At 52.3% G+C, this 14,299-nt stretch carries 11 protein-coding genes and 1 tRNA gene; 4 read left to right on the forward strand and 8 right to left on the reverse strand.

Going from position 1 to position 14,299, the window contains the following annotated elements:
• Positions 1-7 precede the first annotated feature (7 nt).
• Positions 8-2,392, forward strand: coding sequence for an ABC transporter permease (locus tag CHL74_RS01055; RefSeq protein WP_094879279.1), 2,385 nt, complete (start codon positions 8-10; stop codon positions 2,390-2,392).
• A 40-nt stretch (positions 2,393-2,432) separates the two neighbouring features.
• On the opposite strand, the gene CHL74_RS01060 is transcribed toward CHL74_RS01055, so the two are convergent.
• Positions 2,433-3,365, reverse strand: coding sequence for a hypothetical protein (locus tag CHL74_RS01060; RefSeq protein WP_094879280.1), 933 nt, complete (start codon positions 3,363-3,365; stop codon positions 2,433-2,435).
• A 93-nt stretch (positions 3,366-3,458) separates the two neighbouring features.
• A complete protein-coding gene (gene gyrB / locus CHL74_RS01065; RefSeq protein ID WP_094879281.1) occupies positions 3,459-5,432 on the reverse strand; it encodes a DNA topoisomerase (ATP-hydrolyzing) subunit B in 1,974 nt (657 codons plus the stop codon).
• A gap of 161 nt (positions 5,433-5,593) precedes the next feature.
• Between gyrB and CHL74_RS01070 the strand changes: the two genes are divergently transcribed.
• The gene (locus CHL74_RS01070; protein ID WP_094879282.1) at positions 5,594-6,265 is read left to right on the forward strand and encodes a hypothetical protein; all 672 of its coding nucleotides are present in this window, start codon (positions 5,594-5,596) and stop codon (positions 6,263-6,265) included.
• 186 nt (positions 6,266-6,451) lie between these two features.
• Here CHL74_RS01070 and rpsT read toward each other — a convergent pair whose 3' ends face one another.
• Both rpsT and CHL74_RS15665 read right to left on the reverse strand, forming a co-directional pair.
• A complete protein-coding gene (gene rpsT / locus CHL74_RS01075) occupies positions 6,452-6,706 on the reverse strand; it encodes a 30S ribosomal protein S20 (RefSeq protein ID WP_094879283.1) in 255 nt (84 codons plus the stop codon).
• Positions 6,707-6,736: 30 nt separating this feature from the next.
• Positions 6,737-6,808 (reverse strand) — tRNA-Glu (locus CHL74_RS15665).
• 133 nt (positions 6,809-6,941) lie between these two features.
• On the opposite strand from CHL74_RS15665, the gene recO reads away from it, so the two are divergent.
• Together recO and CHL74_RS01085 are read left to right on the forward strand one after the other, a co-directional pair.
• Positions 6,942-7,667, forward strand: a complete 726-nt coding sequence (recO, locus tag CHL74_RS01080; RefSeq protein ID WP_094879284.1) for a DNA repair protein RecO — start codon at positions 6,942-6,944, stop codon at positions 7,665-7,667.
• Between the two features lie 66 nt (positions 7,668-7,733).
• Entirely contained in the window at positions 7,734-9,209 is a 1,476-nt protein-coding gene (locus CHL74_RS01085; RefSeq protein ID WP_094879285.1) for a DUF3843 family protein, read from the forward strand.
• Positions 9,210-9,755: 546 nt separating this feature from the next.
• Here the strand turns inward: CHL74_RS01085 and CHL74_RS01090 are convergent.
• The 4 genes from CHL74_RS01090 to CHL74_RS01105 all read right to left on the reverse strand — a co-directional run bounded on the left by CHL74_RS01090 (position 9,756) and on the right by CHL74_RS01105 (position 14,262).
• Positions 9,756-10,205, reverse strand: a complete 450-nt coding sequence (locus tag CHL74_RS01090; protein WP_094879286.1) for a GatB/YqeY domain-containing protein — start codon at positions 10,203-10,205, stop codon at positions 9,756-9,758.
• A gap of 58 nt (positions 10,206-10,263) precedes the next feature.
• The gene (gene ftsZ, locus CHL74_RS01095) at positions 10,264-11,607 is read right to left on the reverse strand and encodes a cell division protein FtsZ (RefSeq protein ID WP_094879287.1); all 1,344 of its coding nucleotides are present in this window, start codon (positions 11,605-11,607) and stop codon (positions 10,264-10,266) included.
• Between the two features lie 39 nt (positions 11,608-11,646).
• Positions 11,647-13,104, reverse strand: coding sequence for a cell division protein FtsA (ftsA, locus tag CHL74_RS01100; protein ID WP_094879288.1), 1,458 nt, complete (start codon positions 13,102-13,104; stop codon positions 11,647-11,649).
• Between the two features lie 78 nt (positions 13,105-13,182).
• Entirely contained in the window at positions 13,183-14,262 is a 1,080-nt protein-coding gene (locus CHL74_RS01105) for a cell division protein FtsQ/DivIB (protein WP_094879289.1), read from the reverse strand.
• Between the last annotated feature and the right edge of the window lie 37 nt (positions 14,263-14,299).

Below are 14,299 nucleotides of genomic sequence, written 5' to 3' on the forward strand. Positions count from 1 at the left end.
ATAGCGTATGAAAAGCTTATTATACATGTTTCGTCGCTACCGCGTAGCCACTCTGCTCAATCTCCTGGGCTTGGGTGTAGCCGTAGCCACGTTCTATTTGTTCATGACGCAGGTGATATACAACCGCACGTATAACCATAACATTCACGACTACAAGCACATGTATCGCTTGGAGATATATGGCAACTTTGGCGATGTATGGGGAGCTAATGTCTGTCGCCCGTTCGTGACATTACTCAAGGAAATACCGCAGGTGAAGGACGTCACCTATATCAGTCCGTATGTACACGATTCAGACGTCAAGGTGGGCAACCGCACCATAGCAGTTCCTGTGATAACTATGGGCATGCCTGGCATAGAGTTCTTCACAGGCAAGCTGCTGTCAGGCTCAAGCAAGACATGTGCAGATGGAAAACATAATGTTATTGTAAACCGAAGCACAGCCGAGAAGATTTTCGGCACGGCGAACGCAGTAGGCAAGACGTTTGAGGGTGAAAATAACAATGAAACCAAAACTACCGTTACCGTGGTAGGTGTGAGCGAGGATATGCCCGACAACTGCACCCTGCCAAACGGCGTGTATACATGCGAGAACGAGAGTGTGATGAATGAGTGGAGCGAATGGAGCTTTAATGTCTATATGCTACTCGACAAAGGTGCCAACCCTAAGAAAGTGGAGCGTGCCATAAAACTTGCCTTTATGAAAGAAAACGGCTATAGCGAGAAGGACGAGAAGAAGTTTGACAAGGAGGTCAACATGAAAATCCGCATCACTCCCGTGGACGACATATATTTCTCAGGCGTAGGTCCGAAAGACCGTGGCAATCGTGGCTTGGTGGATGTCCTGACCGTTGCGTCGGTGTTTGTGCTGTTCATTGCCATGCTCAATCTGCTAAACTTCTCGCTTTCTGAGGTGCCGATGCGCATGCGTGGCATCAATACCCGCCGTGTTATGGGAGCTTCTATAGGAAGTTTGCGAATGAAGATGATATTGGAGAATGTGGTCTTTGCCTTCGTGGGATTGGTTATAGGCATTCTGCTTATTGTTGCCTTCCAGCGCAGCGAGACCTGCATGAAGCTGGTTTCGGGCGACATCCATTTCGCTTCACACATGGTTCTGGCTGCGGCAATGGCTGTTTCGGCTCTCGTCGTGGGTGCCTTGTCGGCAATGATTCCTGCCTTTTACAGCACGTCGTTCGCGCCGGCAATGGTGCTGAAAGGATCGTTCGGACTCTCGCCGCGCGGCAGACGTCTGCGTATGGCTATCATGGCGGTACAGTTCTGCGTGGCTTTCGCATTGGCTATATATATAGGTGTGATGTCGAACCAGTCGAGCTACATCTTCAACAGCGACTACGGATTCAACAAGAACGAGGTGTTCTATGCTTGGCTTTCGCAGGAGGCGAAGGCTAAGAGGGATGCCATACGTGCCGAACTGAAGAAGCTTCCGTTCGTGGAAAGCGTCGGTTTTGCGCAGAATGCCATCGGCACAAGTGATGGTTATATGAGCTGGGGACGTGGCGTTAACGAGCATCAAATGACGCTTCAGGTGCTGCCTTGCGACTATGAATATCTGCGCACCATGCAGCTGAAGATTACGGAAGGTCGCGACTTCCGCGAGGCGGACATGAAGACGGGTGCCTACGTGCTCAACGAGGCTGCCATGAAACAATACAAATGGCTGGCGGTAGGCGACTCCATAGGTCGTCAGAACGAGTGGGGACCAACGAGCAATTATCTCATTGTTGGCACCTGCAACAACTTCAAACTCAAGTCTATGCGCTGCGACAACAGCAATGTGGCTGTGGCGTTCATCATCTTCGGTCCCGATATGGAACAGTGGGGCGATCGCTGCAATCAGGTGTTCGTACGAGTGGCGAAGGGTCAGGATAAGATAGAGGCAAAGCATCGCATAGCCGAAGTTCTGAACAAGCTGGACGGATCGCAGAAGTATGAGATGGATTTCCTTGACGACGACTTGCAGTGGACCTATATAGAAGAGTTCCGCTTCATCTCGCAAGTGAAGCTTTTCGCCATCATCTGCATCATCATAACCGTCATCGGCGTCTTCTCTCTGACAATGTTCGAGACCGAATACCGTCGTAAGGAGATAGCCATCCGCAAGGTAATGGGTTCGTCAGTAGGCTCCGTGGTCAGTCTCTTCGCTCTGCGTTACGCCGTTCCCCTCGTCGTAGCCTTCGTCATAGCGGCTCCGATAGGCTGGTGGCTCAGCAACAGCTGGCTGCAAAGCTTCGCCGAGCACACGCCAATACACTGGTGGCTCTTCCCCATAAGCTTCGTAGCTGTATCGGCAGTAGTGGTGCTGACGGTAGTGGTGCAGTCGTGGCGAGTGGCAACGGCAAACCCGGTGGAAAGCATAAAGACGGAATAATTGCAGTTTAGCGGTTGGGCTGCTATGGTAGGCAGTGCTTTTACAAGCAAATTCCCTCCACTTCCTGCACTTGTTCTGGCTTGAAATGGCGGTCGCCGCTGATGGTTATCTTTCGCATGAATGCGGGATTGAAGCGGGCGAAGGCTTGCTCGTCTATCTCGCCGGAGCAGACGTAAAGGAGGTTGCCTATTCTTATGCGTTCGCCACGGCGGCATCCTCGCAGCGTGACACGTACGAAGCCGAAGAATCCTGGGGCGAAATCGTACGAGACGGAATGGCTGTCTATGATGTCGAAATAGCGTGGGCGGAGAATAGTGTGAGCGCGTTGAACGTTGTCTGTCAGCGTGTTGTACGAGTGGTGACTGTAGCCGAAGATGCTCTCCGCTGTCACTCCATTGTCATGTACGGATGCTGACGGATAGCCTTCCGTGGGGACGGCTGGCTGCCAAAGGGCTGTCGCCATGTCGCCGTATGCAGGGTGGGGGATGTCCTCCGAGGCGTCCATAGTTTCTCCTTCCTCCGTCATCCATCTGCCGGCGTGGCAAGACATCCATCCTTCCTCAGTGCTCCAAGCGAACCGTTCGCCCATAATGTCGCTGCCGAAGAAGCTCACTGCAAGCGAGGCAGCCTCACGGCGAAGCAGCGAAGGGCTGGTCCGGACAGCCACAATGTTGGTGTCGGGGCGCAGGAAACGTGTCACGTCGTAGGTGGAGCAGGACGGCATTCGTCTGTCAGAGGGCGTATAGAGCGCCGTAGAGACGTTCCTGCCGTTGACGTAAAGAACATAACGGCAGTCGGCTGCTATGGTCACAGCGGCGCGATAAGGGCATTCCTTGGCGATGAAAGTGCGTCGGAACCAAAGGCAGTCCGTGCCGTTTGCGCCGCCAGCGGTCATCCAGCGTCCACCGAAGGGTTGCGCTGAGGCTGTGATGGCAGAGAAGACGATGATAAGAAGAAGGAGAATGCGCTGCATTTGTATGAAAGTGTGAAAGCGAAAAGGGCTTGCACCGTGAGTCAGCAATAGAGTCACATGGTGCAAGCCCTTGATGTTTGTATGTATTAATCTTTATGCGTCAATGTTGGCGTATGTGGCGTGTTCCTCGATGAACTTGCGGCGTGGCTCCACATCGTCGCCCATAAGCATTGAGAAAATCTCGTCTGCCTCGGCGGCATTGTCGATGGTAACCTGCTTGAGTCGGCGTGTTGCGGGGTCCATAGTGGTCTCCCAAAGCTGCTCAGGGTTCATCTCACCCAGACCTTTATAGCGCTGTGTGTGGATGGCCTTGCCGTCATCGCTGCCGTTGCCGTAGGTGTCGAGGAACGCCTGGCGCTCCTGCTCCGTGTAGCAGTACTGCTTCACCTTGTTCTTGTAAGAGCACTGGTAGAGCGGCGGGTTGGCGATATAGAGGTGTCCGTCCTGGATTACCTTCGGCATGAAGCGATAGAAGAGAGTCATGATGAGCGTGTCGATGTGCGAACCATCGACATCGGCATCGGTCATGATGATAATCTTGTCGTAGCGGAGCTTGTCGATGTTGGCCTCCTTGTCCTCCTCGCCGTCAACGCCGAAGCGTACGCCGATGCTCTGGATGATGTTCATTACCGATTCAGACTCGAACACCTTGTGCCACATCACCTTCTCCACGTTGAGGATTTTGCCTCGCAGCGGGAGGATGGCCTGAGTGTAACGGTCGCGTCCCTGCTTTGCAGATCCGCCGGCGGAGTCACCCTCGACGATGAATATCTCGCACTTGCTGGGGTCACGGTTGGAGCAGTCGGCAAGCTTGCCGGGCAGACCGCCACCCGTCATCGGGTTCTTACGCTGCACGCTCTCACGTGCCTTGCGTGCTGCGATACGTGCTGTGGCAGCTAAGATGACCTTCTCGCAGATCATCTTTGCCTCCTTCGGGTTCTCCTCCAGGTAGTTGCTGAGAGCCTCGCCCACTGCCTGCTGCACGGCTCCAGCCACTTCGCTGTTGCCGAGCTTGGTCTTGGTTTGTCCCTCGAACTGCGGTTCAGCCACCTTGATGGAGATAACAGCGGTGAGTCCCTCGCGGAAGTCCTCGCCTGCAATCTCAATCTTAGCCTTTTCGATCTGCTTTGAGATGGCAGGGTCAGCGTCTGCGTAAGCCTTGAGCGTACGTGTGAGAGCGGCGCGGAAGCCGGTGAGGTGCGTACCGCCCTCTATGGTGTTGATGTTGTTAACGTAAGAATGGATGTTCTCCGAGTAATCGTTGTTATACATGACAGCCACTTCGATGGGTATGCCCTGCTTCTCTGTCTTGAGATAGATGACGTCGTCGAAGAGGTGGGTGCGGTGACGGTCTACGTAACGCACAAACTCCTTCAGTCCGTCCTTGGCGTGGAATACCTCCTCGCGTGTCTTGCCTTCCTCGTCGGGGCGCATGTCGCGGAGCGTGATACGGATGCCGGCGTTAAGGAAAGCCAGCTCACGCATGCGGCGTGCCACGATGTCCCACTGGTAGTGAGTGGTGGTGAAGATGGTGGGGTCCGGCCAGAACTGCTGGCGTGTACCGCGCTGTGTGGTCTCGCCTACAACCTTTACGGGATAGAGCGGCTTGCCCTTCTCGTACTCCTGCTGATAGATTTTGCCGTCACGGAACACCTGCGACTTCATGTGAGTGGAGAGCGCATTTACGCAGCTCACGCCCACACCGTGCAGACCTCCGCTGACTTTGTAAGAGCCCTTGTCGAACTTGCCTCCGGCGTGGAGGACGGTCATTACCACTTCAAGTGCCGACTTGTGCAGCTTCTTATGCTCGTCCACGGGGATGCCTCGTCCGTTGTCCTGAACGGTTATCGACTCGTCCTCGTTGATGGTCACTTCGATGTCCGTGCAATAGCCCGCCATCGCCTCGTCGATGGAGTTGTCAACGGTCTCGTTGACGAGGTGGTGGAGACCCTTTTCGCTGATGTCTCCGATATACATCGCAGGGCGCTTGCGCACTGCCTCAAGTCCTTCGAGGACCTGGATGTTGCTTGCCGAATAGTTGTTACCGGCGTTCTGTGTTTCTGCCATTTTTGATGTTGTGTATTATAGACTACAAAGGTACTGATTTTTTGTGATTTTCAGAAATTATAATGTTAATATTTAGCCGTTTTGAATTTCTGTTTGTATGCTGATATTTCAGAAATTATCCATAATTTTGCAGTATGAATAGAAAAATGCTTTCGATTGTTATGTTACAGTTCGTCATGTCGATGCCGGCGGTTGCCGCAGCCGACTATTTCGACGTTGTGCCGCTGTCGTGCCGCGAGGGTTCGGGCAGCGTCAGGTATGAGGCTTCCGTCGACTTTCCTGTCGGTGGAGGCAGGGAGGTCATGGCTGCTGCAAAGGAATGGATAGGTGAGATACTTGAGGTGGATGGAACGATGGCTGAGCAGGACGTGAGCGGCATGTCTGCGGACGATTTCGGACGCTTGCTGGGCGCTGTGGCTGCCGATTTCGTAAAGACGGGTGACGGACACCGTGAGGTAAACATCACGTGGCTCTATGAGGATCCGACGTGCGTAAGCTACGAGGCGGTGGTGACGGATCGTGATTCGGTGGCGTGGATCGCCAGTTCGGTTGCTACATTCTCTAAGCGAGACGGCCACAGGATAACGCCGGAGGAGGTGTTCAGCTGCGACGAGAAGCAGATAAAGCGCCTTATGTGGCAGTATCGCGGCGACCTGCCGATGGAGGTGTCGTCCCCTGACGCTCTCTATGTAGGCGACGTGGCGTTCATTGACGGATGGGTGATAGTGATTGGTCCGGCAAGAGGCACGTCAGGAGCTGAATACAGGCTGCGCTATCCCGAGATAGAAAAATGGCTGATACCGGCAAAAGGAGAAGGCTATCTGAGCAGATGAGGAGAGTTGTGAGTTGAGAGTTGAGAATTGAGAGTTAAGAGTTGTGAGTTGAGAATTGAGAGTTAAAAAGGTAATCATAACTCTCAACTCTCAATTCTCAACTTAAAAAACTCTCAGCTTTAAACAAAAAAGAGGTCATATTCCTTGCGGAACATGACCTCAGTATGTTTTTGTCAGCAGACGGGCTTAGGCGAGCTTGCTGATATGCAGGCACAAGCTTGACTTCAAGTTTGCAGCCTTGTTCTTGTGGATGATGTTGGTCTTAGCCAACTTGTCCAGCATCTTCTGAACTGAAGGATAGAGCTTTACAGCCTCTTCCTTATCAGTCATTGCGCGCAACTTGCGAACAGCGTTGCGCATAGTCTTTGCATAGTATCTGTTGTGCAAAGCCTTTGCCTTGTCCTGACGGATTCTCTTTAATGATGATTTGTGATTTGCCATCTTGTTATTTCTTCTTTTTTATTTTTATTGTAGTCCCTAGGAGAGTCGAACTCCTCTTTAGAGAATGAAAATCTCTCGTCCTAACCGATAGACGAAGGGACCATTATTGACCTCAATTTTGCGGATGCAAAGGTACGACTTTATTTTAGGACACACAAATTTTCCTTCAAAATTTTTCGTTAAATCATTCATTTTTCAGTAATTTTGCCCTTAAATCGACCAAAATACACTGAAAATGCTCGTAAACACTCGCGCCATAGTGCTTAACACGCTGAAATACGGTGAGTCGCAAGTCATCGCTGATTTGCTTACAGAGGAGTATGGAAGACTCTCTTTCATCATCTCCGTGACACGTTCGAGGCGCTCCGTGCGCAAGACGCCGATGCTGCAGCCGCTGACCATCCTGTCAGTCTGCTTCGACCATCGCCCGCAACGTCGCTTGGGACGCATCAAGGAAGCCACCGTGGCTTTCCCTGCCGTGTCGATTCCGTTCGACGCAAGGAAACTCTCGATAGCGCTTTTCATTGCCGAGTTTACGAGTTACGCCACGCGGTCAGAGCAGCGCGACGACTGTCTCTACGCTTTCGTGGAGAACAGCATAAGATGGTTGGATGCCTGTCAGGGCGACTTTGCCAACTTCCACATCGTCTACATGCTACACCTTACGCGCTTCGTGGGCTTCTTCCCCAACCTGTATGACGCACAGGACGATGCCTGTTTCGATATGCGCGGCGGCTGTTTTGTCGACAATGCGCCCCCTCACCCCGACTTCCTTCCGCCCCATGAAGCATCAAAGATAAAGCTGCTGATGCGTCTCAGTTATGCCACGATGCACCTCCTGGCTATCTCCAGACAGGAGCGCGGGCGCATACTGGACGTCATCCTTACCTACTACAGGCTGCACCAGCCCGACTTCCCCGAAATGAAGTCGCTGCCAGTGCTGCGCACGCTGTTCGTGTGAGGTGCGTATATATACATTAATAATATAAATAAGGAAATAAAAATAAACCTATAACTTATATAGAAAATGAAAACAATCAGAATTGCTGCTTTGGACATTGCCAACCGTCATCCGCTTGGCTTGAAATGCCAGACCGACTCTACTTACGCCAGATTCGCCACCGAACTTGCCGAACTGCTGGCAAAACAGAATATACAGGGATTTGAGGGACGCAACGTCAAGGAACTCGCCATCGTGCTGACGATGTATTACGAGGACGTGCTCTCTGACCTGGGTATGTGGTATTCGTTCACGGAGCGCATGCACCAGCTCTACGGCCGCTACCTGCCTTTCTTCGACGTGGACGAGAAGCAGTATTATCGCGACGAGCCTAACAACGTGGACATCCGATTCCTCATCTGGCTCTTCATCTCGCGCACCGAGCCGGGATATATCGTTTCGCCCGACACGCTTGCCGTGGAGTATGCCTCAGAGGTGGTGGGCGAACTGATGGACCGTAAGTTCGAGGAGATGCCCGTAAACGAGGAGCTGAAGGAATATTTCGCTCATCCCGCTTTCGAGAACGTCTTCACCATGCAGCGCGACGCTCAGAAGTGGTTCTTCTTCACCAATTATCTCACCTGCAACGAGCACGCCATTGACATAACCATGCAACAGGGCATGCGCTTCTCACGCAACATGAACTGCCCGCCGCAGCTGGCGCTGAGAGTGTCGGAGTGTGTGGCTGTATACGAGAACAAGCTGCAGCCGCTGGCTCTGCGTCCGAACGAATGGCTCGGTATGCTGCTCGACTATAACGGAGCCAAGGAGGAGGCTGCCCGCGTGAAGGAACAGGAATACCTGCCGTTCGACTTCTACAAGATTGTTGAGGCTGAACACGGCAAGGGATTCACGCTGGAGACGCTCGAAGGAAAGAAGTTCCACGTAACGGACGAGGACATGGGTATGCCGTCAGACGACTGCTACAGCAGCAAGACCGTCCTCTCGTTCTTCGTTAAGTATGGCGACCGCTATTATCTCGGCACCGAAAGTTCTTGGGCGCCTGACACGAAAGCCTTCGACGAGGAGCGCAAGTCGCGTGAAGCGCAGCGCAATCAGAGCAAGGACGAGCGCGAGAATCTCATCGCAGACAACGGCGGATCGCCACTCTTCTATTTCGCCAACGCGGACAAGATGAAGTCGTTCCTCAAGGATACGGTGAAGATGCCGGCACAGCGAGTGGAGACCTTGCAGCTGCCGAAGGAACAGAACATCACCTTTACGCTCTTTGTCCGTGAGCGCGACCTCAACATCTGCTTCTATCCCGAGGTGGCTAAGTTTATCAAGGACGATAAGAATCCTTACTACGACGCAGAGTTTGCGAAGACCAATACATTCGCTCAGCTCTTCGGAATGGACGGCGACATGGTGCGCTATCTCGTTGGCAACGATATGCTGCCCGAGGCTACCATCAACTGTGAGGGCGGCGAAGAGGCAGGAAAGAAGATTGTCCATGACAACTTCGACTTCCTCTCAAGAATGATGCAGGGCAACCTCTACTAAACCGCAGAACTGATGTAAAATGCTGGTCTTTTAGTTTCTGACGAAGACAATATTTGCATTCCTGATGCTCAATACTATGAGCTTGGCGCACAACAAAATCTTTGGTGCGAAATTCTCGAGTTTTGAGCGTTTAGAAACAATGTGCTTATACACAGCGAGTTATACGGATTTCTGGCGAAGCGTTATGAAATCAGACTCGCAAATGAGCCTCTTTTCTCTGCAATAGCGCCACTTTTACACTCCAATAGTGCCACTTTTATCATACAATAGTGCCACTTTTACACTCTAATAGTGGCACTATTGTATGATAAAAGTGGCACTATTGTTAAGCATTGGTGCTGTTTGCACATCATAACACCGTAAAAACAGCAAATCTGACCTCTAGAATCAATTTTTATTTTGTAACAGGATTTTACTGCTTGTACGATATTTGCATGGCATAAAAAAACAACCGCGACTTGGTAACATCGTTACCATGCCGCGGTTGTTTTTTCGTTTTAAGTCTGCTATAACGTGGTTATTGCAGCGTTATGTCTGTTTGGTATGTTATGCAAGCAGTTTCTTCACTATTGCAGAGATGGTCTTGCCGTCAGCCTTGCCAGCCATTTTCTTTGAGGCAGTGCCCATGACGCGTCCCATGTCCTTCATCGTTGAGGCTCCAGTCTCGGCTATCACCGCCTTGACCACCTCCTCAATCTCAGCCTCTGTGAGAGGTTTCGGTAGATATTCCTCGATGACCTTCGCCTGAGCCAGCTCCACGTCGGCGAGGTCCTGACGACCTGCTGCGATGAACGTGTCGGCTGTTTCGTGGCCTTGCTTGGCGAGTTTCTGCAATATCTTCATGGCGTCAGCGTCCTCAAGGGTGTCGTTGGCTCCCGGAGCTGTCTTTGCTTCAAGGAATACTTTCTTGATGTTTCGCAGCGTGTCGAGGCGCACCTTGTCGCGTGCCTTCATGGCTGCCTTGATGTCTTCGCTTATAGTTTCAAAGAGTGCCATAATAGTGTGTGTGTTTATTGTTTATGTATTGTTGCCTTGTTATCCCTACAGCCGTTGCTTACTTGAAGGAAATGGTGCCGTGTACGGAGTCGTCCTCCTCCTTCTGTCTTGCCACAGTCTCGTTGTTGCCCTCGTTGATACGGCGGCGAAGCTCGTTTACCTGCTGCAGCGTGCGCTTGTATGTCGGGGTTGACTCAACGGTGAGGATAACCTCCTCGTTGTCGAGTTCTTCGGGACGGAAGCGATAGATGTGGGGACGATGCTTGATGATGGTGCCGCCGTCGTTGCCGGTACCGTAGTAGCGTTCGCGTCGTCCGTCCTTGCGGATGTCTATCTCGGTCTGCTTTTCCTCTTCCTCCTGAGTGTGTCGTGCGATGTGTGTGTCCATTTCGGGCACGTCCTTGATGCCGAAACCGGTGGCGAGAATAGTTACCTTCACCTTCTTGCCAAGCTCCGGGTCGAGCGCGATACCCCATTTTATCTCGAAGTCCGAGCCGAACTGTTCCATGAAGTCGTTCACCTCGTTCATCTCCTCCATCATCAAGCCACCTTCGTTCTGTGCCTCACCGTTGTTGCTCTGCTTGGCAAAGTTGATGCTGAGCAGAATCTTCTTGGCGTTGAACACGTCGTTGTCGTTGAGAAGCGGTGAATTGAGAGCGTCCTCAATGGCTTGCTTCACACGGCCTTCGCCCTCGCCGTAGCCCGTACTCATAATGGCCACGCCACCGTCCTTGAGCACAGTCTTGACGTCGTTGAAGTCGAGGTTGATAAGACCGTGGTTGGTGATGATCTCTGCGATAGACTTGGCAGCCACGCTGAGCGTGTCGTCAGCCTTCTCGAAGGCGCTGAGCACGGTGAGGTCAGGATAGATCTTGCGGAGGCGTTCGTTGTTGATGACGAGCAGAGCGTCCACGTTCTTCGCCATCTCCTCCACGCCGTCGAGCGCCTGGTCTATCTTGCGCTTGCCCTCGAAGCGGAACGGTATGGTGACGATACCTACGGTGAGGATGCCCATCTCCTTCGATACTCGTGCGATGACAGGTGCGGCACCCGTTCCGGTTCCGCCACCCATTCCTGCCGTGATGAAAGCCATCTTGGTGCCGTCGTTGAGCATTTCCTTGATGGCGTCGATGCTGTCCTCGGCAGCCTTACGTGCCTTGGCGGGCTTGTTGCCAGCACCGAGTCCCTCTTCGCCGAGCTGCAGCAGTACGGGCACGCTGGAGTCGCTGAGTGCCTGGTTGTCGGTGTTGCAGAGAACGAACGAGACGTCGTGAATGCCCTGCTTGTACATGTGGTTGACAGCGTTGCCGCCACCGCCACCTACGCCAATGGCCTTTATGATGGTGTTCTCTTTTTCTGGTGTTCCGAAGTCCACCATTGTGTTTGTATTGTTGTCTGGCATGGTAATGTCTCCGTTATGTTATGTAGTGTGTATGTGTCTTTAGTTGTTGTCGTTCTCAGGCTCGACGAGCGACTTGCCGAAGTTGGTGAGCGAGTCTTTCATTCTCTTGAAGAATGACGGCTTCTTCTTGCTTTCCTCCTTCTTCAGTCTTTCCTCTTCTTCCTGACGTTTTCTCTCCTCTTCCTCAAGGCGCTTTCTCTCCTCTTCCGCCTTGCGTGCAGCCTCTGCTCTCTGTGCAGCCATTGCTGCAGCGTCGATGGCGGTGCCGGTTGTAGCGGTGGTGGTCTGCGTGGTTGAGGTTGTAGTGGCGGTGTTGAGGTCGTCGCCGAAGAGAGTGTTGCTGAACTCGCGTCCTGCGCAGTTCATTGTTCCCTTAGAGACGAGGCTGAGAATGGTGTTCATGGTTCCGTCCTCTGCTATGCCGCGTACCGAATCCTTCGAGTTGATGTTGATGGCTGTGGTCTTTGCCACGCGTACCTTCTCCATATTGGTGGCGTTACGGAAGGCAGTCTCGATGTTCTTCATGTTGCTGCCGCCGCCGGTAAGCACGATGCCGCAGATGAGCTTGTCAGCGTATTCAGCCGGAATGAGGTTGCGCACGTTCTCGATGATTTCGAGTGTACGGGCTTCGATGACGTCAACGAGCTGCACGCGCTTGATGCTTCGTGTGCTGTCGATGTTGATAACCTCGTTGGGGTCGATAGTTGCGGGGTCGGTGTAAGCCGAACCGTACTTTGTCTTGAGCGCTTCTGCCTCGTTTTCCTCAAGCTGCAACGACTCGAGGTCCTTTGTGATGTTGTTTCCGCCGAGCGGGATGACAGCTATGTAGCGCAGCTTGTTGCGATAGTATACGGACATGGTGGTGGTCTCCGCACCGAGGTCGACGAGCACGCAACCGGCACGCTTCTCTGCCTCCGAGAGCACGTTGTCCGCCATTACGAGCGGTGCTATATACATCTCCGCAATGGTGATGCCTGCGTTCTCCAGACTCTTGTTGAGGTTGCGGTAGAATGAGCGGCGCCATACGATGTTGAGGAAGTTGCCTTCGAGGTGCTTGGCCTGGATGCCCACGGGATCGTCCTGATACTGCGAGTCAACCTTATATTCCTCTGTTACGGCGTCTTGTATCTCGTATTCGGGGTAGGTCATGTTGCGGTTGTTGTCCATCAGCTCGTTCACCATATCCTGAGATATGATGGCGTCGATGGGCAGATCCTTTATTACGGAGTTGTTGATGCTATGTATGCTCTGTCCGCCTATGCCTACGTATACTTGTGTTATGTCAGTTTGTAGTGTATTCTTGAGTTTGGAGATGATATTGCTGAGTCCTTGTGCTGTCTTGTCGATGTTGTAGACAACACCTTTGCGTATGTACGAGGTGGAGTCTTCTTTGGCAACAGCAAGGATAGTCATGCTGCCATCGGGGTTTTTCCTCCCTGCAATTCCGGTCATCTTCGACGACCCTAGCTCAATAGCTACTATAAATTCCTTTGCCATACGTTTCTTATGTATTGTTGTTTGTTTGTATTCCGGTTACTTGATTCTTTGTCTTAGGCATCAGCTGCCAATGGCGTCTTACTGCTTCTTGCTTTCCTTCTTGGAAGCTTTCTTGCTTTCCTTCTTTGAAGTATTCTTGCTTTCCTTGTCAGATGTCTTTTTGCCTTCAGCCTTGGAAGCCTTCTTGCTTTCAGCCTTATTTGTTCTAGTGTTGCTGTCAGCCTTTTCTTTCTTTTCGTCAGTCTTCTTCCCTGAATCAGTCTGACTGTCGGCTGCGGCTGGTGCAGCCGTGTTCTCTCCTTCCGAGAGCGCAGCTGGCTCATTGTTTGCGACGGGTGGGGCAGGGGTGGAGCTGGCGTGCAGGGCGGCATCTCGCTTCCGACAGATTATCTGGTTGTCGAATTGGATGTCGATGTACGAGTACTTGTTCCATCCCACGTTGTTCAGTCCGTACTTGTAGAACTTGACGAGTCGTCCCATCTTTCGTGCCATGAATTCCTGTATCTCCTTCTCGCCGTTCTTCCCTTTGTAAGCAGGCAGCGGTCCGAGACACACGATATGGTCGCCGACACGCGGCACTATTTCTACGCTTCTGTCCGGCAGGATGTTCACCTGCTCGATGATGTTCTTCCAGAGCTCGTTGCCCATTATCACCTTTCCGAGCGGCGAGAGATAGCGTGTGGCGTACTGTCTGTTGATGTTTCCCGTGGCGATGATGAGGTCAGAGGTGTAGCTGGAGCTTTTCATCACGCGGTCGTTGTCGTCCACGTAATAGTCGTCCCCGTTCTCCGCCTTTATCCTTATCACGGGCATTCGTTGAGTGACGGTGATATATACGTTGCCGCCCTCCGTCTTATAGCATTCCGCTGTCTTGACGAAGGGTGTGCGCAGCATGAGCGCTTCCTCGATGCTTCGTGTGTTTACGTCCGTCAGGGGTTTGTTGATGACGGGGTAGCATCCCGCTTTCTGCAGATTGTGCTTCACGGTGGCGGCGTCGAGGAAGCCGTTGGTCATTTCATCAGCTATACGTATGTCCACCTTGGAGCATACCGTCGTAGCGCTGCTCTTCTTGCTTACGGTTGTAAACGCGAAGAGCAGGTAAACGGCGAGTATTACATCGCTGGCGATGAAGAGTATTTTGCTCCAGTTCTTTTTCACTTTACGTCTTTCTTGTGATTGTGGATATTGATGTCTT

This window comes from Prevotella sp. 885 (genome assembly GCF_002265625.1).
Taxonomy (GTDB): Bacteria; Bacteroidota; Bacteroidia; order Bacteroidales; family Bacteroidaceae; genus Prevotella.